Genomic DNA, 20,078 nt, shown 5'->3' with positions numbered 1-20,078 from the left:
TTCTGACTGTTATCCCCCTGTATAAGGCAGGTTACCCACGCGTTACTCACCCGTCCGCCACTAGAAACAATCTAAATCTGCCGAAGCTTCAATAAAAGGTTTCCCGTTCGACTTGCATGTGTTAAGCACGCCGCCAGCGTTCATCCTGAGCCAGGATCAAACTCTCTGATAAAATGTTTGATTCGTTTACTCAAGACAACCGTTTGGCTATCTCTCGTTTTTACTGCTTTTGGTTTGTTTAAACCGTTCTTTAAATGTAAAGAAATTTTCGAGAATCGTATGTGTTTCACTGTTTAGTTATCAAGGTTTGTTGCGTCTGTCTCTCAGACAGCTCGTTTATTTTATCTCATCTCAAATCGTTTGTCAAGTACTTTTTTCAACTTTTTTTCAAACTCTTTTTTTGATGAATCTCTGTCTCGCTGACAGCTTGTTTACTTTATCACATCCGCAAGCGTTTGTCAACAAGTTTTTTTATTTTTTTGAAAAATTTATTTTTTTCAAAAAAATAACGGAGAAGGAGGGATTTGAACCCTCGCGCCGCGTTAGCGACCTATACCCTTAGCAGGGGCACCTCTTCGGCCTCTTGAGTACTTCTCCAGACTCCGAACTTATAATTTCTTATTAAATTGGAGTGCATTTCTTCTGTGTTTTCATCCGAAACGCATGGTTAATTATATCCGAAAGATATAAGTTTTGTCAACACCTTTTTTTCATTTTTTTACATTAATTTTATCTTAGCGCGATTGACCAATCATATTATCCCCTTAGACAGGTGGCTACGCACGACACGCTGTCCGTGTGGACAGCGCAGGGGAAGTCCATCTCAGAGTTCCGAAGTCCGAGGGCTTCCCTGCCCCCCACCCTCTTGGGCACGGAACAAGCGCTACATCTTCGATATATAATGCGACTGACTTTTATTATGGAATCTTATGCCAAGCTGATTACTGTCTGAGCCGATATTATTCCGGAACGTTGTGCCGAGCTGATTCTTAGATACAACATTCCTCCTGAACAATTTCTATGTGACACTCTACTGCCATGCATCATTGAATACTATCTCGAACTGTTCACTTTCCGCAACCGGCCTGTGTGCACAGCCGAGGAGCTGGCATATGGGCGGGGCGCTCTGCAGGAGGTGTGACAACTACTTAGGCTCTGGAAGGTGGCGTTGTTTTTCAAAAGTTCGCTGTCTGAGCGCAGCGAGTTCGGACTTTTGGAAAACGCTTTTAGCCACCTTTCAGAGTCTTAGTAGTTTCCACCGACGAAGCCTGTCCCGCCCATATGCCAGCTCCTCGGCGTCCGTCAAACCACGAAATCCCGCAACACCCAAAGAAAAGAGGCCGCACATGCAGCCTCTTACACACATAACTATAGAAACTATAAGTAACCCAACATCAGATCATCCAGAAATTATCCGTGCAGACAATCCTCCTGTAAGTCTCAAACTTAAACCACTTATTATGAAACTCCGACTTATTATCAGCAGCCTCAAACTCCCTCAAAAACATCTGATAATCATCATTACTGCGGATCTCCAGGGCAAAACCTCTCTCATCCACAACAGGAAGCCCCATAAACACATACTCATCCAGCGGAATAATATCCTGCACCCTCTTATCACGGATCAGAACAGCCGCGCTATCCTCCAGAGAAACAATATCAAAATAGCCCGGATACTCAAAGCTGTCACCCTCAACAGGCACCACATCCCCTACATGATAAGTCTTAACCTCTTTATCCGCCTTGGAAAGCAGCGCATTCTCAAGGTTAAAATAAAACTCCTCAAAAACATAACCGCCAACCTTCACATCATCCTTCTGGAAATAAGGCTTCTCCCCCTCAGTATCAACCGATTCCACAACACCACATGCAGAAGTCATATGACTCACACGGTCGATCAGGATCAGCTCACCAAGAGTCTTATTCCTCTTAAACTCATCCAGCACAACCTTATCAGAAAGACCGATTTTGCAAAGAGCGATCTCATTCTTCTCAATCGTATCCGCATGCAGATGCTCCCCGGTATTTACATCCGTCTTAAACTCAATACTCTTAACCACACCTGCGATCTTCTTGGTACCAAGCTTCACAAGATACTCCTTGCCCACTTCAAGCCTGGAATCATCCATCCATAGAAGCGTAGCCTCAAAGCCCTTTGCAACCGGAATCTCATTATTATTGGTAAGAACACAACCACGGCTGACATCCACTTCTTTATCCAGCTGAATCGTAACAGCCTGACCGGCAACAGCCTCTTCACGATCGTCACTGCCCACCAGGATCGTCTTAACAGCCGCTGTCTCGTTGCTTGGGAGCGTTGTGATGATATCGCCTACATGAACCCGGCCACTCTCGATCTGGCCCTGGAAACCGCGAAATTCATGGTTTGGACGGGAAACACGCTGAACAGGCAGATAAAACTCGCTGACATTCTCAGCCTCGGAAACATCCACAGTCTCAAGATGATCCAGAAGAGCTTTGCCCGTATACCACGGCATATTCGGAGACTTCTTCGTTACGTTATCACCCTCTGTAGCACTGACAGGAATGATCACAACATCCTGAAGACCCAGAGTCTCAGAAAGCTCATTGATATCCTTCACGATCTCGTTAAAACGGCTCTCACTGTAACCAACAAGATCCATCTTATTAACAGCAAATACAAAATGATGGATACCCATCAGAGCGCAGATACGCGCATGACGTCTTGTCTGCACCAGAACACCCTGTTTTGCGTCCACAAGAATAATGGAAAGCTGGGCAAAAGAAGCGCCAACTGCCATGTTTCTTGTATACTCCTCATGACCAGGAGTATCTGCAACAATAAAACTTCTCTTATCCGTTGTAAAATAACGGTATGCAACATCAATGGTGATACCCTGCTCACGCTCAGCCATCAGACCATCCAGAAGAAGAGAATAATCAATGGCACCACCTCTGGAACCCACCTTGCTGTCCAGAAGAAGGGCTTTTTCCTGGTCTGCATATAAAAGCTTGGAATCATAAAGAATATGGCCGATCAGTGTAGACTTTCCATCATCTACACTTCCGCAAGTGATAAATTTCAGTAATCCGCTCATCCTAGAAGTACCCCTCTCTCTTTCTTTTTTCCATACTTGCAGCTCCGCCGTCGGAATCAATAACACGTGTGGTTCTCTCAGATTCCACAGAGCTTAAGGTCTCGTCAATGATCTCGTCCAGTGTCTCCGCATCAGACTCGATACCGCCTGTCAGAGGATAGCATCCGAGAGTACGGAAACGGACCTTTTTCATCTGCGGCTCCTCACCCGAGTTCAGACGCATTCTGTCGTCATCCACCATGATAATGTTGCCATCTCTGTATACAACCGGACGCTCTTTTGCAAAATACAGCGGAACGATCGGGATATTTTCTCTCTTAATGTACTGCCAGATATCAGTCTCAGTCCAGTTGGAAATCGGGAAAACACGGATGCTTTCGCCCTTATTGATCTCCGTATTATAAAGCTTCCACATCTCCGGACGCTGGTTCTTCGGATCCCAGGCCTGCTCTGCATTACGGAAGGAGAAGATACGCTCTTTTGCACGGCTTTTCTCCTCGTCACGACGACCGCCGCCAAAAGCAGCTGTGAAACCATATTTCTTAAGAGCCTGCTTCAGTGCTTGCGTTTTCATGATATCTGTGTATGCGGAACCGCTGTCAAAAGGATTGATACCCTGCTTCAAACCATCCTGATTAATGTACTCAAGCATTTCGATTCCCAGATCCTTCGCGGTTTTGTCACGAAACTCTATCATCTCTTTAAATTTCCATGTTGTATTTACGTGAAGAAACGGAAATGGCGGTTTCTCCGGATAAAAAGCCTTCATTGCAAGATGAAGCATTACAGAACTGTCTTTTCCTATAGAATAAAGCATTACCGGCTTCTCGCACTCTGCTGCAACTTCACGGATGATATAAATTGCCTCTGCTTCCAGCTCATCCAAATGTGATAATCCACTCATATCTGATCTCATCCTCCTGTTCCGGCCGCCAGAACCGGCAGCGCTTATCTTCTGGTCTAATATTTATTCGAATTCCGTCGATCCACATCGATCACGGATGTAGAACCGTCCGTTTTTGTAATGATCCAATGAAGGATATCCCCTTCGCTTTTTACATTCATGATACTTCCGTTCCCGCCGATATCCGCACCAAGGAAAAAGTCAATGGCACCGGCTTTGCACTCCTTTACACAGGAAACGCAGCCCCAGCAGTTTTTCGGATATTTCATCACGGCTTTTTTGTTTTCCATGACGATCAGGGTTCCCGGACATACTTCACTGCACTTTCTGCAGCCAACACATTTTTTCTGATCAATTCGTATGCTCATATGTGTCCTCCTTTACAATGTCACGGAAAATGATCTTGATCTCGCCGTTTTCCAGTTTCGAATTTACATATTTATAAAATTTCTCATCAGTTTCCGGATGATCCAGATTTTCGTTGAAAGAATGCCATCTGGTCTCTTTTCGGTTTTTCAGATGAGCGATCAGTGAACGGCACACAATGAGACGCTCACGAAGTTCGTATGCAAACATCAGCTCATGCATATCTGCTGCCGCTGTTTTTTCGGCAAGGGCCTGAAGCTTGAGGATTTTTTCATCTGCAAGGTCAAGCTGTTTCTCATTGAACTGATAATTGGAAGCAATTCCTCCCGCATACTCATCCATGACTTTCTGCATGGCTTCCTCAAGCTCCTCAACGGAAAATGCCGGTGCATCCTCATTACGGAACTTTTCGTACTGAGAAAGGATTTTTTCTTCCTGAACTTTGATCTCCGCTTCTGTGGTAATATCCGCTTCTTTCAGAGATCCTGCGGAAAACTGTTTCACCATATCCAGTGCTGCAAGTTTTCCTTCTGCAAGTGCCCCTGTTACATATTTCTGGGGACATCCGCCTGCAACATCACCTGCTGCATAAAGACCTTTCACAGTAGTCTCACGGCCTGTATTTACCCAGTAGCCGCTGGCTGTATGACCGCCTACGATATACGGCTCTGTTCCCTGGATCTCCACATCCTGCTCGCTGGGGCTCTTTCCGCTTTCGATCCATTTCAGAGTCTGGCTCGGTGCCATGTTGAGATAAGCCTTCAGAAGATCCTCATCCTGTTCCTTCGTGATCCCTGTAGTCTTCAGGTAACACGGGCCGTGGCCAAGCTGATTTTCCCGAACTGTTCCGTAAACTCTCTCGCTTGTGGTCAGTCCGTATTTTGTCTCATAGATCTCGCCAGCTGCATTGATCTGTTTTGCGCCGACACCCTGTGCGATGGTTCCCGTAGGAGCAATGGTATCCTTGCAGCGAAGTGCGATAAAACGCATCTCAAAGGACGTCATCTCCGCACCTGCCAGGATTCCCATTGCATATCCGGCACCTGTGTTAAACGGCGGATACCACATCTTATGTCTGGAAAATCCCGGATTGTTCGGCTTATAAAGTCCGGCCGCTCCGCCTGTTGCAGCAAGAACTGCCTTTGCCCGGATAATGTATGCGGTTTCTTCCATAATAGAGAAACCAACCGCTCCGTAAACCTGTCCGTCTTTTACAAGAAGGTCTGTGATATTTACATAATTCAGAACGTCTACGTTCTCAGCTTTATGAACTGCATCAGCAAGAAGTGGTTTAAAATTTTCACCGTTGATCTTGATGTTACGGTTTCCTCTGGCTACATAATCACCATTTTCATCCTTCAGGATCACAAGCCCAAGCTTTTCCATCTTTGCAGTAACTTCGTTGAAATTCTCCGCTGCTGTAAGAAGAAGGTCCTGCCTTACGATCCCGGCGGCATCCTTTGTTGCATAATCTACATAATCCTGCGGCTTGCGGCCTTTTACAATGTAGGCATTGATTGCATTAACACCTGCTGCCAGACAGCCGCTTCGTCTGATATTTGCTTTTTCTGCGATCAGTACCCTACCGGCTTTCTGTTCTGAGAGAACCAGCGCCGCATAGCAGCCTGCGGTACCTCCACCTATGATCAGCACATCTGTTGTAATTTCCTTTGTGTTTAATCTGTTTTTCATACTCATCACTCTGTTATCTGAAGCTCATGTACAGTTACATTTTTCTCTTTATCTACACCAAAGGCCTTCAACACCGGATTTTCTGCATCCATAAGGGAGAGGATCAGATATTCGATGTTCGGGTCAAATGCAAGTCGTTTATCTTCTTCGGAAGGCCTTGACGGAGACTCCGGATGAGAATGAAAGTTTCCGATCATCTGATATCCGTTCTGACGGATATCCTTGATCGCGCTCAGCTGTTCCTTCGGGTCCATGGAAAAGTGTTCGTTGCTTTCATCGATATTTGTCAGCAGATACACCTTCTCGATGGTTTTTACATCGTCCTCAATGGTCCCGCCCAGAAGGCCGCAGGACTCATTGGGAAGTCCTTTTCTGCAGTGGTCTAATATTTTCTCGTAATCTTCTTTTTTTAATTTCAGCATTTCGTGGCCTCCAATGGGTTTCTATACTTATTTACAGTATCTGCACCAGCAGACACCTTTTCGTTTCTGTGATCAGTGTTTATTAATGCTTCAGCTCACACACAGCCTGCTCATAATCGATCAGTTCTGTGATCGTCGGATCATCGCCGCATACCGGGCAATGATGATTCTTCGGAAGCTTCACGGTACGGAATGTCATCTTCAGCGCATCGTAGGTAAGAAGTCTTCCTGTAAGAAGATCACCCTGTTCGATGATGTACTTGATCGCTTCCATTGCCTGAAGGCTTCCGATCACTCCGCCCATGGCTCCGATCACGCCAGCTTGCTTACAGGTCGGTACGGCATCCTTTGGCGGCGGGCTCTGGAACGCACATCTGTAGCATGGGCCCTGTCCCGGAACGTAAGTCATCAGCTGTCCCTGGAAACGGATGATTCCTGCATGTGAAAACGGTTTCTCAGCCATTACACAGGCATCGTTGATCAGGAATTTTGCAGGAAAGTTGTCTGTTCCGTCAAGAATGAAATCGTAATCTTTGATCAGATCCATGATGTTGCTGGAATCCACAAACGTGTGATATGTATTTACAGTAACGTCCGGGTTGATTGCTTTCATGGTCTCAGCCGCAGACTCTACCTTCAGTTTGCCGACATCTGCAGTTGTGTGGATGACCTGTCGCTGAAGATTGGAAAGATCTACCTCATCTGCATCCGCGATCCCGATGGTTCCCACACCTGCTGCTGCAAGGTAAAGGGCTGCCGGTGCTCCAAGTCCGCCGGCTCCGATGATCAGAACCTTGGCATTCAGAAGCTTTTTCTGACCTTTTACTCCAACCTCTTTCAGGATGATATGGCGGGAGTACCGCTCAAGCTGCTCATTTGTAAAAGCCATTATCTTGCGCCTCCTCCCATGTAGTACAGGAACTCAACAACGTCGCCGTCCTTTACCTCTGTTTCCAGAACGTCTGCCTTGCTGATGAATTCATCGTTGATAGTTACGGTTACATACTCAGGACTTTCAATATCCTCTTTCTCAATAAGCTCTGTAAGCTTCAGTCCGTCTTCGTACTCTTTTTTATTTCCTGCAACTGTGATTGTCATTTCTCTGTTCTCCTATTCTTCAACTTTTCTTACGATCAGTGTATAAGTTCCGTCTTCGTTGTCCTCGAGCTTCAGGATCTGATGTCCTTCTTCCTTCACGCTTCTCGGCACATTCTGTACCGGCTCGCCATCGTTCATTTTGATCGCCAGGATCTGTCCGGCATCCAGCTCCTCAAGTGCTACCTTTGCTTTTACAAAGGTTACCGGGCAGACCACATCGGTAATATCTACGGTATCATCAATCTTAATATCAGCCATTGTATGCTCCTTTCAAAACTTCCTGAAGTTTTTCAGCGCCTACCCGGTCGATGGTAAATTTAAAACGCTCTCCCGGATTTGCATAGTCATCAAAGAACTGGATCGCTGCATCGGTCACTCTGAAAAGCTGCTCCTCAGAGGTGATCAGCGGAAGGAATTCCTGTCCCTTGCTGATGTGATTTCCAAACGTTCCGCCAAAGGAAACGATATATGCTTCGTTTACATCCCATGCATCCACCGGACAGGATTTTGCACATCTGCCGCAGTAGTTACATTTCTCTGTATCGATCACCAGCTTGTCATCCTCAAAGGAGATAGCGTTTTCTCTGCAGGCCTTTTCGCAGACACCACAGTGGATACATGCATCCTCTTTCCAGCTGACCTCAGCTGCTCCCTTGATCCCTACATCATTCTCCTCTGCCTTCAGACAGTTGTTCTGGCATCCGGTAACACCGAATTTGAATTTATGAGGAAGCTCTCTTCCGAAATATCTTTCATTTAATTTCACTGCAATGTCATAGCTGTTGATATTTCCGCTTGGACAGACAGCGTTGCCCTGGCAGGCTGTAACTGTACGGACTCTCGGTCCGCAGACACCAGGCTTGCATCCGCCTTTTGCAAGATCATCCTTTACATCATCAATATCATCTAATTTAATGAACGGGATCTCAACTCCCTGTCTGGAAGTAAGATGTACATATCCGTCACCGTATTTCTCAGCTACCTCTGCGATCTTTTTAAGGTTTTCTGCGGTAAGTGTACCGCCTACACAGGCAAGACGAAGAGAAAAATTATTTTTCTGCTTCTGTCTCATGAAACCACCTTTTTTTAATGTAGCGTAATCTACTTTTGCCATAACGAACTCTCCATTTCTCTGCTGGTGCAGCTCTTAGATTTTATCGGTTATTTTCTATCGCTTGTTTGAAATCTTCTTTTAAATCTTCAACATCTTCAATTCCCACACTGATACGGATCAGATCCTCGAATACTCCGGACTGCAGCTTCTCTTCGTCGGAGATGTGTGCCGCGATGGTGGATTCCGGATGGATCACCAGGGTCTTCGTATCTCCGATATTGGAGATGATCAGCGGGATCTTCAATGAATTAATAATGGAAAAAGCCTTCTCCTTGCTTCCGGTTCTTACAGTTACGATAGCTCCGTAGCCATTCCTGAACTGCTTTTCCGCAATTTCGTGATAAGAGCTTTCTTCCAGTCCCGGATAATTTACTTCAATGTCACCACCCAGGCCCTGTAAAAATCTCGCAAGCTCCAGTGCATTGTCACACTGTCTCTGCATTCGAAGTCCCAGGGTTTCCAGTCCCAGGTTATTAAGGAAAGCATTCTGCGGAGCAAGACACGCGCCAGTGTTCCGGAAAAGTCCGTTTCTAAGCTTGGCGATGTATGCAAATGGTCCGAATTTCCGGTATGGAGCAAGTCCCGGATATCGGTCAGGGTCCCATTTCAGACCCTTACCACAGACAAGAATACCGCTGATGGCATCGCTGCTTCCATTGATATATTTGGAAGAGGAATGAACCACAATGTCAGCTCCAAGCTTCAGTGGCTGAATCAGATACGGGGTTGCCACCGTGTTGTCTACGATCAGCGGTACGTCATGCTTATGTGCCACTTCCGCAACTGCCTGGATATCGGTAACATCCAGCTTGGGGTTGCCAATGGTCTCCGCAAAAACAAGTCGCGTCTTCTCTGTGATCTCTGCCTCAAAAGCTTCCGGCTTATTCTCTTTCACATATTTTACGGAAATCCCGAAAGGCTTCAGATCATCGAACAATTCCACAGTTCCGCCATACAGTCCGCAGGCTGCCACGATCTCATCTCCCGCCTGAAGAATGTTCAGAAACGCATTGGTCAGCGCTGCCATTCCGGATGCACAGGCCACACTGCCGATCCCATCCTCCAGCATGGTCACTCGCTTCTCAAAGGACTCTACCGTAGGATTGTTGATCCTTGTATAGGAGAAGCCCATTTTTTTATTGTCAAAAATTTTCTCCAGGTCTTCCGCGCTGTCATGTCGGAATGCGCTGCTCTGATAGATTGGAACCTGTGTTGCACCCTGTGGATATTTCTCGTTGGTGCCGTGGAGCAGCCCTGTATTAAAGCCGTATTCGTTCATAGCCTCTTCCCTTTCTTTTGTTGACACTTATATTAACCTACTATTCATAGTATGTCAATAGGAAAACGGGATTAAATGTATTTTTTTGTGTACACAACTATACGACAGCATGATACAATTATAACAGTTACGATAATTACAGCACCAAAAGAAAGATGCCCGCAGGCATACAAACCTACATTAAGAACAGGAGGTGATCCCTATCAATATAAACCCGAAGCTCCGGAATATTTTTCACTCTTTATTCAGTCCCACCCTGGATTTCCGCGTCCGGCTGTTCAACATCCTCGCCTTGGGAGGTACTGTGATCAGCCTGATCATGGCCTTTCTCAGTCTCGGGACCGGTTCCTGGGGAAATGTACTGATCAATTTTGCGCTGGTTGCAATCTCCGGAGGGCTTTTTCTTTATTCCTATTACAGTGGAAAATATCAGCGCTGCTACCTGATCACCATTGTCGTGATCTTTCTGCTCGTTTTTCCGGTGATGTTTTTTACCAGCGGCGGTTATCGTGGCGGCATGCCGGCATTCTTTGTGTTTGCTATTATTTTTACCGTGCTGATGCTGGAAAAAAGACGCGCTCTGATCGTTTCCCTGCTGGAGATCCTCCTTTATATGGGACTGTGTCTGATTGCATACCATTTCCCGGACACTGTAACTCCTTTTGCCACGGAAGCAGACCGGCTGGCAGATATCCTTCTGGCGTTTGTCTCTGTAAGTATTGTCTGCGGCAGTGTTCTCTATTTTCATCTGAAGGAATATAACCAGCAGCAGCTCCTTCTGGAGGAACAGAATCTGCGACTGCGCTCCCTTGATAATGCCAAGTCCACCTTCCTGACCACCGTTGCCCATGAGATTAAAAATCCTCTGAGTTCCATTTCCCTCCACGCGCGGGACACCTCCGAGCTCCTTGAGGAAGAGCCTCTGGATTTTTCTCTTATGCAGGAAAATCTCCGCACCATTGAACAGTCGGTAATGCGGATCGACCGGATCGTGCTGGATCTGATGGATACGGTTTCCATTGAGCAGGGACGGCTTGCCCTTTCCCTTATCCCATCAGATCTGTCCGGTCTTTTGTATTCTGTAAAAAAAGACTACTGCAGTCATCCAAGCTCAAAGAACAATCAGCTAGTCCTTACGACACAATCCGGACTCCCGGAAATCTCTGCTGATCCGGAACGGCTGATCCAGGTTGTCACCAATCTGATCTCCAATGCAGAGCGTCACACCCAAAACGGAACCATCACCATTTCTCTTACCGGCGAACCGGGCTGGCAGACCATCTGCGTCTCCGACACCGGAACCGGCATGTCAGAAGAAATGCGAAAAAACGCACTCAAGGGTTATGTTTCCGCTGATAAGGATTACTGGCGGCACGGCATAGGCCTCTATGTCTGTCATCAGATCATCACTGCCCATGGCGGCAAAATATGGCTGAAAAGTAAAGAAGGCGAGGGAACTCAGGTGTTCTTCTCACTTCCGGAGGAGGAATCATAAATGAATGAAAAGAAATCACTTATCCTTATGGTCGAGGATGAAGAACAGGTGCTGAATACCAACTGCCGTATGCTGCGGCGCCGTGGCTACGATGTCCGCACTGCACAGACAGCCGCCGAAGCCTGTCATCAGCTTGAAGAACAGCTGCCGGATCTTCTTATCCTGGACATTATGCTTCCGGACGGAAACGGTCTGGATATCTGCCGCCGCTTCCGCGAAAAAACCATGAATCCAGTTCTTTTTCTCACCGGAAAAAGTGATATCCGGGATCGGGTAGAAGGACTTCAGCAGGGAGGCGACTATTATCTCACCAAACCTTATAATTTCGATGAATTTCTGGCCGTGATCCAGATGCTTCTGGAACGCCAGAAACGAATGGAAGAAAAAATAAAAGAAAAATTTCAGTCCTCCCGTCAGATCACCATCGGCAGCCTGCGGCTGGATCTTTCGGACGGCCATGCATATCTCAATAATGCCGACACAGGCCTTACCCGGACCGAATTCTCTCTGCTGCGTCTCCTTGCAGAAAACCAGGAGAAGATTTTTTCTGCAAAGGAGCTCTACGAAGCGGTATGGGGCAGCTGTGCAGGAACAGATACCAGCACGGTACGGCGGCATATCTTTAACCTCCGGACCAAGATCGGTGCCGAAGATACCGATGAGTATGACATTGTCTCGGTTTATGGGAAGGGATATCTTTTTACCTGCCGGTAAGCCGGCCTTTTCACGATCGGATAACATATTTCCAGACCTGTACGCAGCTTTCCGTAAATGTCTCTTTTTCTTCACATTTCCGGATATCGGGATCTGTCTGTTACAATGTACTTAACAGACAGATCTTTTTTATTTGTAAAAATTTATGATCAAAGAATAGTAAGCAGCTAACTGCTGCGCAATTTATCAGGAGGTGCCTATGCATAAAAAAATCTTAGTTCTTTTAACAGGCGCGATCGCTCTTTCCATATCTGCAGTCCCGGTCCTCGCTTCTGACCCTCCAACCGATGACGGTCAGTACATCTGGCAGGATGAAAACGGAGATTACTGGTACCGCAATGGTTCCGAGGATGAATATATCGGGGAAGGTAATTATGCCCCTGACCCGGATTCCGGTGAACTAATGGAAGGCAACGATGCCGGATGGACCGAACAGGACGGTTATTTTGAGCCTCATTATTATTATGAGGACGGCAGTGTGTGGCTGGAAGATGCCACCGGAACCACATATATTGGCTCCAGAGATAAATATTATATTGATGACTACGGCAATCTTCAGGAATATTCCGATTCTGAAACTGATTCCTCCTCCGGAGATTCTTCAGAAGAATCCTCCGATACCAGTGGAAACTCCTCCTCGCAGGATTCCGATTCTTCATACCCAAATTCCTCTTCCGATACAAACACGGAAGATTCCTCCGAATCGGAAAAGCGCGGCGAGCTTCATATGCGGGTTGGATTCCCTGCCGATGATACGATCAGAGAATCCATGCCCGAAAAAGAAGGTTATTTCGAGCAGCGTTCCGTAAATGGCGGAAAAAGCACTGCCTTTGTTTTAAAAGTACCGAATTCCTCTCTGGAGGATTCTTCCCTGAAGGGTTTTCTGGCAGAATACTATCCGGTAAAGGGTGAGATCATCACCAAAAAGGATCTTACCTTTGAATCTTATCCTGCCACGAAATATCAATACTTAACCGAAGTCAACGAAGAAGAAAAAAATGTAGATGCTCTTGTATGCCAGACTGACGATTATACATTCGGACTTTTTGTCCTGACTCCGTCAGACACCTATGATAAGGCCGCCGAAAAGGAAGCCACAGAGCTGATCAAATCCATAGATTTCGTTTACGCAGAGCGTGTGGATATGGCCATGACGGATTACTTCCAGGTCCTCACTCCGGAGCGCTGGAAATATCTCTGCCGTTATGAAACAACCGAAACCGAAAATGGTGGATATAAACTGACTTATTACAATGAGGATGTTCCTGTACTGACTCTGGAAGCCAGATATTACGATGGCGAAGACCAGCCTCTGGACAGTGTATGGCAGGGCTATCTCGGCCGTATCGAAACCGTCGACGGCAAAAAATACGATCTTCTGTCCACCATCAGCCAGTACTCCAAGGACGCCTCTGATGAATGGAAGGAAATGTATGACACTTATCTGGATGTCATAAACGGGATCCGTATAATGGACGGCTGTTCCCTGACCGAAGGAAGCCATGCCTGATCCCTTGTGATTCACAATATTTACATAAAAGAAGCTGCAGACTCTGTTTTTTCACTGTTCTGCAGCTTCTTTGTGTTATTGTGTCCAACTATATCTTCTGCTGTCTATCCTTCGTAAATCTGATCAAAAATCCCTCCATCTGAGAAATGTGTTTCCTGTGCCTTTTTCCATCCGCCGAAATCATCAATGGTGACAAGATTGATGTCCAGGTCAAACACATCGGAGTATTCCTTCAGAATATCCTGGTTTGACGGACGGTAATAATTATCACCGGCGATCCGCTGTGCTTCATCAGAATAGAGATAATTCAGATATTCCTCTGCCACATCTCTGGTGCCTCTTTTGTCTACGACTTTATCGACTACTGCTACAGATGGCTGTGCAAGGATGCTGATGCTTGGTGTTACGATCTCGTAGTCGTCCGGATAATCCTTTACGGAAAGATAGGCTTCATTTTCCCATGCGATCAGTACATCACCCTGTCCGTTTTCCACGAAAGAGGTCGTTGCACCTCTGGCTCCGGTGTCCAGGACAAGTACGTTTTTGTAAAGGTCTCCGATGAATTTTTTAATTTTGTCCTCGTCTCCGTTATATTTATCTTTTGCATAGGCCCAGGCTGCCAGATAGTTCCATCTTGCTCCGCCGGAGGTTTTCGGGTTTGGTGTGATCACACCTACGTCTTTTTTTACCAGATCATCCCAGTCTTTGATGTTCTTCGGATTTCCTTTTCTCACAAGAAATACAATCGTCGAAGTATAGGGAGCGCTGTCCTCCGGAAATTCGTCCACCCATCCATCATCGATGAGTCCTGCATCCTGGATCGCATCCACATCATACTCCAGTGCCAGTGTTACCACATCTGCTTCCAGTCCGTTGGCAACCTCAAGTGCCTGCTTGCCGGAACCACCATGGGACTGTGTGATCTCCATATCCTGGCCTGTTTTTTCCTTCCAGTGTTCCTGGAAGCTCTTGTTGTACTGCTCGTAAAGCTCTCTGGTCGGATCATAAGATACATTGGTGATGCTGACACTGTCCGCCGCATAGGTGGTTACGCCTGTAAGGCTTCCAATTGTTGCTATTGCTGCAAGAGCTGCTACTGCTGATTTCCATCTTCTTTTCATAATACTTACCTCCTGTGTTTTGCCTCGTGTTTTGTTGTTGGGGCTATTATAAACATGAGTAAGTACATATGAAAACTATTAGATTGGAAACCGTTTTCAGACTATACAAAATTTCCGGGATCTCTGCCCTAAAAAGCAGCAGAAAATCCCCGGAAAACGTTAAATCAATACAGGATTCCGTGGAAAAATTTCCGTTTTGGAATATTTCGAGAAAACGTGATCAGCCTTGTATTACGCGGGATCCTGGGCGATTTTTCATCACACTTATCCACAACCGCCCCGGAAAAATGCTCTCCGGAGTGGTTGGTTTTCCACATATTCCACAGAAGTTATCCCATGATCTATGTTTTTACAGATAGATATAATCGTTCATTACAGGCTGCAGGCCGTTCTTTTTCAAATCATTGAAGACCTCATCTACAGATCTTCCGTCAGAGATCTCAAACTGGTCATCACCCTTATCTTCGATATCTTCCACATGGCTTCCGATTCCTGTGCTGACACCTGCGGAGATCTTGGTCGCCGCAATATTTACCAGATTATCCCTCACGCGGGCACACTCTCTGGTGGATACAGTAATACTTGCAAACGGCATAAACAGACGATATGCACAAACTACCTGGAGAAGCTGCGGTTCGTGTACATCCTTCGGGTTGATCCTGTCGTTGTTGATGATCGGACGAAGTCTCGGGCAGGAAAAAGCGATCTCTGCGTGTGGATATTTTCTCTGCAGAAGATATGCGTGATATCCCGTTGCAAAAGCATCCTTGCGGAAATCATCCAGTCCCAGAAGTGCCGCAAAACCAACACCTCGCATGCCACCTTTTAACGCACGCTCCTGTGTATTTAACCTGTATGGGAAAATCCTCTTGTGGCCTGCCAGATGCAGAGTTTCGTATTTATCAGAATTATAAGTCTCCTGGAAAACCGTCACATAATCCGCACCGCATTTGTGAAGATATGCGTACTCATCAGAATTCATCGGATACACCTCAAGACCGACTACCTTGAAATATTTCCGGGCGATCTCACAAGCCTTTCCAATATATTCCACATTAGATTTCGTTTTGCTCTCTCCGGTAAGGATCAAGATCTCCTGGAGTCCGGTTTCTGCAATGGCTGCCATCTCTTTCTCGATCTCATCTGCATTCAGCTGTGCGCGGCGGATCTTGTTGTGGCAGTTAAATCCACAGTAAATACAGTAGTTCTCACAGTAGTTTGCAATGTAGATCGGTGTAAACATGCAGATACTGTTTCCAAAATGTTTCCTTGTTTCGATCCGTGCAGCCTGTGCGATTTCTTCCAGAAGAGGCAGCGCTGCCGGTGAAAGCAGTGCTTTAAAATCCTCCGGTGTACGGTTGTCATGAACAAGCGCTCTCCGTACATCCGCTTCTGTGTACTTATCATAATCATATGCGTTCATTGCGGAAATAACCTGATCCATTACATCAGATTCTTCCAGCTGTTCCATATCCGGAAGGTACTTCATGTGATCGATACGGTTCTTTTTCATATCTTCCAGAATTTCTTCATTTACGATGCTTTCATTAAAATGGCCGTCCTGCTGACTGGCCTGTACTGTCTCTGCCATTACTCTTATGTCGCTCCTCTCATATATTGCAGCAATACTCTGGTCCTCACTGCTGCATATCTGTAAACTCAATTTCGATTGAAACCAGACAATACCTGTGTTTCACTACACAGGCAGTGCCTGTCCCCCGCTTAGTGTTCTGCGTTCAATCATTCATTTATCAATTTTACTCATGAAGAAATCCGGTCAGCGGTGAGGATGCACTTGCACCTCTCTCCAGAGTTCTTCCCATACCGGAAAGATATGCACTTCTTCCTGCCTCAATAGCTTTCTTAAAGGCTTCCGCCATAACACGGACGTCTCCTGCAGTTGCAATGGCTGTATTTGCCATAACTGCTGCAGCCCCCATTTCCATAGCCTCACATGCCTGTGACGGGCGGCCGATTCCTGCGTCCACGATGATCGGAAGGTCGATCTCGTCGATAAGGATCTGGATGAATTCTTTTGTACAGATTCCTTTGTTGGAACCGATTGGAGAGCCAAGTGGCATTACACAGGCAGCTCCTGCATTCACCAGATCTCTGGCTGCATTCAGATCCGGATACATGTATGGCATAACTACAAAGCCCTCTTTTGCAAGGATCTCTGTTGCCTTGATGGTCTCATAGTTATCCGGAAGAAGATATTTGGAATCATGGATAACTTCGATCTTTACAAAATCTCCACAGCCAAGCTCGCGGGAAAGTCTTGCAATACGGACTGCTTCCTCTGCATTTCTGGCTCCTGATGTATTCGGAAGAAGAGTAACATCCTTCGGCACATAGTCAAGAATATTGGCAAGCCCACCCTCATTTGCACGGCGCAGGGCAAGTGTTACGATCTGAGTTCCTGCTTTTTCAATACATGCTTTTACAAGCTCCAGGGAAAATTTTCCGGAACCAAGGATAAAACGGGAAGTAAACTCATGGCCTCCCAAGATCAGTTTGTCTTCATTTGTGTTTGCTGTTGTCATTTTTTATGTCCACCTTTCTTTATGGCTGTTTGCAGAAAATATTTCCACCGATTTATAACCAGCGCCTTCTTCTGCCAGATCATTCTTCATCTGCATTTTTTCAGTAACTTATCTGTCAGTTACTGCCGTGGTATATATACCTAATTTTATCTCTATAGCGACATCAGCAGCTTCCGCCGCCCATAAACTGCAGAATCTCCACAACATCGCCATCTTTCAGTACTGTTGTATCATAAGTGTCTCTCTTAATGATCTCTTCATTCAGCTCTACTACAACCTGCACCGGAACATAGTTACATGCTTCCAGATATTCTGTTACTGTCACCGGCTTTTCCAATGTTCTGCTTTCACCATTTACTGTGATCATAATCTCTCCTTTCCGGAAACTTCAAAAGCTATTCGTCAATAAAAAAGAGTTCACAAAGAAATACACCCGCGGTGGTGCACCCCTTCATGAACTCAGTTCACTCTCAAATTTCCCAATATTCAATTGTCGATACCGGGGTTAAAAGCATTCGCTCTTAATCCCTTCCCTGTAAATCCTGATCTTACGTATTCAATCGGATAAAAACATCCGCATCCAATAAAAAAGGAGATACACCAAAGTATCTCCCGTAAATTCATCTTATACGTTCCTACGTTGGCATTATCCAAATCAGGTATAAGGGTCGAAGTTGAAGACTTCCTCTCAGCCTGCCATCACAAGCTCCCCTGTTATTTACATGAGTTAGTATAAGACGAATTATGATCAATGTCAAGAGTATTAAATTTTCTCACAATAGTTCCAATTTGTTCTAAACTATAGTACACTGTTAATGCTGCCAACCCTCCAGCAGAAAGGAGGTGAAGTCCAGTGTGCGAATTAATCATCACATTTTTTGTTTCTGTTACGGCGGATATAGTTAGCTACTATATTCGCAAATGGCTGGACAGAAACGACAGGCAGTAACAGCCTGAAAGGCTTAAGCCCCCTTACATAACGGCATAGAAAACCCCGGAAGTGTGCGAGACTTCCGGGGTTTTCGTTTTTGCCAATGTTTGAATTTCATCACATTTCTTAGCTACTATCATCTTATGCTTTCTATACTAATTTGTCAACCGGAATTTATTAACGGCATCATCATAGGATGTTACTGTTATTTATAAGCAGTGAATCCCAGATCTTTCATTGTCAGATTTAAATTCTTTTTCAGATAATCATTTGCTACTTTCATTGTCGCTTTCATCATAATATTGGAAGAATCCTGCAGATCTGTCATCGCTTTTTTTCCGTTTGTATACAAGAAAGTCAGATTCTGACCTTTATAAGCAGATGCTTTTGTAGAAGAAGTCACCAGCAGAAAGACTTCATTTGTAGACAGGGCGGACTTCACACTGACCGTATCAGATTTCACACAGTTTCCGATAATATCCAGTCCGGCAAGGATTCCATCTGAAGGCATAGAGAGCATCATCCCAATATCTATCTTATCTTCTTTCTTCAGATAACCGATCATCAGAGTACTTTCTTTATCTACTTTGACATTTATAAACTGATTTCCGTCTTCAGTATATTTGCCTTTCTGACTGATGTATTTTTTCAATTTGCTATAATTCTGCGTCAATCTGGTATTAGCCGAGGTCGGATTCTTTACAGTAACCTTGCAGGTGAATTTTCTGCCACCAAGAGTCGCTGTGATAACCGCTGTTCCTGTTTTTACCGCGGTGATCTTTCCGACAGAAGTTATCTTGACAACATTTGTGTTGCTGCTCTTCCATGACGGTTTCAGACTGGTGCCTTTGATCTTCAGTGTATAAGTTTTTTTCGATGCCAGTGTCAGGCTGGTCTTATTCAGGGTGAGATAATTCAGACCTGCGATTGCTGTCAGACCTTTTTCATTATATCTACTCCAGATCGTATTTTTTCCGGATTTCCGGTAAGCTCTCACTGTGTAAGTATAGCTTACTCCGGTACTTACTTTTGTATCGGTAAACGTAACATTTTTGCTTCCTGTGAGGGTTTTTACTGCTTTCCATCCGCTGTTTCCGGTCTTGCGGTATACCCGGTATCCGGCAACTCCTTTTACCTGTTTCCAGCTGAAAATAATCTTATTCCTGCCGGAGATCTTAATAGAAGACATAGCCGGCGTTGCTACGTTTATCGCCGCCTGTACTTCTGTCGCACTGATCAACTCCGGAACCGCAGCTGGTGCCGCCGTTGCAAGCATAAAACCTGTCAAAATGCCACATAAAGCTTTTTTCCAATTTCTTCTCATACGCTTTTTTCCTTTCTGCTTTGTGGTATATCTGGATTCCCTAACAAATATAGTATACATTATAAAAATTATTCCTGCTATGATATTTTTCGCCGAATCAGGGCTTTTGGTGAAATTCGGCAGTTTCTACAATGGCTTGACACTCCCCTCAACTAAAGCAGGGGGATTCTTGCTTCTCCCACTACTGCATTGGCAAACACCTTACGGTACTGCAATGTCTTACACAGTGTCCACAAGCTATATTTATACTGTTCCCGTATGCCCTACGGTACAGTTTTTATCTTTATGCAGACTGCATCTGCAGTCCTTTTTTCAGAATATTGATACTTGCATTCGTATCCCGGTCATGAACCGCATGGCATTTGGGACACTCCCAGATACGAATGCCCAGATTTTTTATCCGTGGATCTCTGTAGCCACAACAGCTGCAGGTCTGACTGCTCGGATACATCGTTGGTACTCTGTGAATTTCATTTCCATACCAG

The 20,078-nt window shown here is 45.5% G+C and carries 19 protein-coding genes, 1 tRNA gene, 1 rRNA gene and 1 riboswitch; of the genes, 3 read left to right on the top strand and 18 right to left on the bottom strand.

The window, feature by feature from the left end:
* From BLP57_RS16390 to BLP57_RS16335, 12 genes are all read right to left on the bottom strand, one after another.
* Positions 1–172: ribosomal RNA gene (locus tag BLP57_RS16390) — 16S ribosomal RNA — on the bottom strand; the annotation flags it as partial.
* Between the two features lie 337 nt (positions 173–509).
* Positions 510–597: transfer RNA gene (locus BLP57_RS16385), tRNA-Ser, on the bottom strand.
* 797 nt (positions 598–1,394) lie between these two features.
* Positions 1,395–3,080, bottom strand: a complete 1,686-nt coding sequence (locus BLP57_RS16380; RefSeq protein ID WP_092073308.1) for a sulfate adenylyltransferase subunit 1 — start codon at positions 3,078–3,080, stop codon at positions 1,395–1,397.
* 1 nt (position 3,081) lies between these two features.
* Positions 3,082–3,984 carry a sulfate adenylyltransferase subunit CysD gene (gene cysD, locus BLP57_RS16375; protein ID WP_092073305.1) on the bottom strand — a complete coding sequence of 301 codons (903 nt, stop codon included), beginning with the start codon at positions 3,982–3,984 and terminating at the stop codon, positions 3,082–3,084.
* A 56-nt stretch (positions 3,985–4,040) separates the two neighbouring features.
* A complete protein-coding gene (locus BLP57_RS16370) occupies positions 4,041–4,352 on the bottom strand; it encodes a 4Fe-4S dicluster domain-containing protein (RefSeq protein ID WP_092073302.1) in 312 nt (103 codons plus the stop codon).
* A complete protein-coding gene (locus BLP57_RS16365; RefSeq protein WP_092073299.1) occupies positions 4,336–6,042 on the bottom strand; it encodes an adenylyl-sulfate reductase subunit alpha in 1,707 nt (568 codons plus the stop codon). The genes BLP57_RS16370 and BLP57_RS16365 overlap by 17 nt, the downstream gene beginning before the upstream one ends.
* Positions 6,043–6,047: 5 nt before the next feature.
* Positions 6,048–6,464: a M67 family metallopeptidase gene (locus BLP57_RS16360; RefSeq protein WP_059086473.1), complete on the bottom strand. Its 417-nt coding sequence runs from the start codon at positions 6,462–6,464 to the stop codon at positions 6,048–6,050.
* Between the two features lie 82 nt (positions 6,465–6,546).
* Positions 6,547–7,353: a thiazole biosynthesis adenylyltransferase ThiF gene (thiF, locus tag BLP57_RS16355; protein WP_092073297.1), complete on the bottom strand. Its 807-nt coding sequence runs from the start codon at positions 7,351–7,353 to the stop codon at positions 6,547–6,549.
* Complete coding sequence (gene thiS, locus BLP57_RS16350) at positions 7,353–7,562, bottom strand: sulfur carrier protein ThiS (RefSeq protein WP_092073294.1); 210 nt, start codon at positions 7,560–7,562, stop codon at positions 7,353–7,355. Before thiS (BLP57_RS16350) ends, thiF begins: the two co-directional genes overlap by 1 nt.
* A gap of 12 nt (positions 7,563–7,574) precedes the next feature.
* Positions 7,575–7,820 carry a sulfurtransferase TusA family protein gene (locus BLP57_RS16345; RefSeq protein WP_092073291.1) on the bottom strand — a complete coding sequence of 82 codons (246 nt, stop codon included), beginning with the start codon at positions 7,818–7,820 and terminating at the stop codon, positions 7,575–7,577.
* A complete protein-coding gene (locus tag BLP57_RS16340) occupies positions 7,813–8,676 on the bottom strand; it encodes a 4Fe-4S binding protein (protein ID WP_015526612.1) in 864 nt (287 codons plus the stop codon). The genes BLP57_RS16345 and BLP57_RS16340 overlap by 8 nt, the downstream gene beginning before the upstream one ends.
* A 40-nt stretch (positions 8,677–8,716) precedes the next feature.
* Positions 8,717–9,955, bottom strand: coding sequence for an O-acetylhomoserine aminocarboxypropyltransferase/cysteine synthase family protein (locus tag BLP57_RS16335; RefSeq protein ID WP_092073288.1), 1,239 nt, complete (start codon positions 9,953–9,955; stop codon positions 8,717–8,719).
* 304 nt (positions 9,956–10,259) lie between these two features.
* Here BLP57_RS16335 and BLP57_RS16330 point away from each other — a divergent pair, with 304 nt between their 5' ends.
* The 3 genes from BLP57_RS16330 (at position 10,260) to BLP57_RS16320 (ending at position 13,674) form a co-directional block, all read left to right on the top strand.
* Positions 10,260–11,450: a sensor histidine kinase gene (locus BLP57_RS16330; protein WP_242872662.1), complete on the top strand. Its 1,191-nt coding sequence runs from the start codon at positions 10,260–10,262 to the stop codon at positions 11,448–11,450.
* Positions 11,451–12,164 (top strand): response regulator transcription factor, encoded by a 714-nt coding sequence (locus BLP57_RS16325; RefSeq protein ID WP_092073285.1) that lies wholly within the window; start codon positions 11,451–11,453, stop codon positions 12,162–12,164.
* Between the two features lie 199 nt (positions 12,165–12,363).
* Positions 12,364–13,674 (top strand): hypothetical protein, encoded by a 1,311-nt coding sequence (locus BLP57_RS16320; protein WP_092073282.1) that lies wholly within the window; start codon positions 12,364–12,366, stop codon positions 13,672–13,674.
* Between the two features lie 104 nt (positions 13,675–13,778).
* Here BLP57_RS16320 and BLP57_RS16315 read toward each other — a convergent pair whose 3' ends face one another.
* The 6 genes from BLP57_RS16315 to BLP57_RS16290 all read right to left on the bottom strand — a co-directional run.
* Positions 13,779–14,795 (bottom strand): sulfate ABC transporter substrate-binding protein, encoded by a 1,017-nt coding sequence (locus BLP57_RS16315; RefSeq protein ID WP_092073279.1) that lies wholly within the window; start codon positions 14,793–14,795, stop codon positions 13,779–13,781.
* Between the two features lie 349 nt (positions 14,796–15,144).
* Complete coding sequence (gene thiH / locus BLP57_RS16310) at positions 15,145–16,386, bottom strand: 2-iminoacetate synthase ThiH (protein ID WP_092073276.1); 1,242 nt, start codon at positions 16,384–16,386, stop codon at positions 15,145–15,147.
* Between the two features lie 166 nt (positions 16,387–16,552).
* Positions 16,553–17,338 (bottom strand): thiazole synthase, encoded by a 786-nt coding sequence (locus tag BLP57_RS16305; protein ID WP_015526604.1) that lies wholly within the window; start codon positions 17,336–17,338, stop codon positions 16,553–16,555.
* Positions 17,339–17,501: 163 nt separating this feature from the next.
* Complete coding sequence (gene thiS / locus BLP57_RS16300) at positions 17,502–17,705, bottom strand: sulfur carrier protein ThiS (RefSeq protein WP_015526603.1); 204 nt, start codon at positions 17,703–17,705, stop codon at positions 17,502–17,504.
* Between the two features lie 248 nt (positions 17,706–17,953).
* Positions 17,954–18,061, bottom strand: a riboswitch (TPP riboswitch).
* A gap of 413 nt (positions 18,062–18,474) precedes the next feature.
* The gene (locus tag BLP57_RS16295) at positions 18,475–19,593 is read right to left on the bottom strand and encodes a fibronectin type III domain-containing protein (RefSeq protein ID WP_139148867.1); all 1,119 of its coding nucleotides are present in this window, start codon (positions 19,591–19,593) and stop codon (positions 18,475–18,477) included.
* A 283-nt stretch (positions 19,594–19,876) separates the two neighbouring features.
* Positions 19,877–20,078: zinc ribbon domain-containing protein (locus BLP57_RS16290; protein WP_092073273.1), on the bottom strand; the 202-nt coding region annotated here is incomplete at its 5' end.

Source organism: Blautia sp. SF-50 (assembly GCF_900101315.1).
Lineage (GTDB): Bacteria > Bacillota > Clostridia > Lachnospirales > Lachnospiraceae > Blautia_A > Blautia_A fusiformis.
This window is presented reverse-complemented; position numbering and strand designations above follow the sequence as displayed.

Excerpts from the sequence above, each read along its gene's own strand:
- BLP57_RS16380 (WP_092073308.1), bottom strand. The coding sequence starts at position 3,080 with ATGAGCGGATTACTGAAATTTATCACTTGCGGAAGTGTAGATGATGGA.
- cysD (WP_092073305.1), bottom strand. The coding sequence starts at position 3,984 with ATGAGTGGATTATCACATTTGGATGAGCTGGAAGCAGAGGCAATTTAT.
- BLP57_RS16370 (WP_092073302.1), bottom strand. The coding sequence starts at position 4,352 with ATGAGCATACGAATTGATCAGAAAAAATGTGTTGGCTGCAGAAAGTGC.
- BLP57_RS16365 (WP_092073299.1), bottom strand. The coding sequence starts at position 6,042 with ATGAAAAACAGATTAAACACAAAGGAAATTACAACAGATGTGCTGATC.
- BLP57_RS16360 (WP_059086473.1), bottom strand. The coding sequence starts at position 6,464 with ATGCTGAAATTAAAAAAAGAAGATTACGAGAAAATATTAGACCACTGC.
- thiF (WP_092073297.1), bottom strand. The coding sequence starts at position 7,353 with ATGGCTTTTACAAATGAGCAGCTTGAGCGGTACTCCCGCCATATCATC.
- thiS (WP_092073294.1), bottom strand. The coding sequence starts at position 7,562 with ATGACAATCACAGTTGCAGGAAATAAAAAAGAGTACGAAGACGGACTG.
- BLP57_RS16345 (WP_092073291.1), bottom strand. The coding sequence starts at position 7,820 with ATGGCTGATATTAAGATTGATGATACCGTAGATATTACCGATGTGGTC.
- BLP57_RS16340 (WP_015526612.1), bottom strand. The coding sequence starts at position 8,676 with ATGGCAAAAGTAGATTACGCTACATTAAAAAAAGGTGGTTTCATGAGA.
- BLP57_RS16335 (WP_092073288.1), bottom strand. The coding sequence starts at position 9,955 with ATGAACGAATACGGCTTTAATACAGGGCTGCTCCACGGCACCAACGAG.
- BLP57_RS16325 (WP_092073285.1), top strand. The coding sequence starts at position 11,451 with ATGAATGAAAAGAAATCACTTATCCTTATGGTCGAGGATGAAGAACAG.
- BLP57_RS16320 (WP_092073282.1), top strand. The coding sequence starts at position 12,364 with ATGCATAAAAAAATCTTAGTTCTTTTAACAGGCGCGATCGCTCTTTCC.
- BLP57_RS16315 (WP_092073279.1), bottom strand. The coding sequence starts at position 14,795 with ATGAAAAGAAGATGGAAATCAGCAGTAGCAGCTCTTGCAGCAATAGCA.
- thiH (WP_092073276.1), bottom strand. The coding sequence starts at position 16,386 with ATGGCAGAGACAGTACAGGCCAGTCAGCAGGACGGCCATTTTAATGAA.
- BLP57_RS16305 (WP_015526604.1), bottom strand. The coding sequence starts at position 17,338 with ATGACAACAGCAAACACAAATGAAGACAAACTGATCTTGGGAGGCCAT.
- thiS (WP_015526603.1), bottom strand. The coding sequence starts at position 17,705 with ATGATCACAGTAAATGGTGAAAGCAGAACATTGGAAAAGCCGGTGACA.
- BLP57_RS16295 (WP_139148867.1), bottom strand. The coding sequence starts at position 19,593 with ATGAGAAGAAATTGGAAAAAAGCTTTATGTGGCATTTTGACAGGTTTT.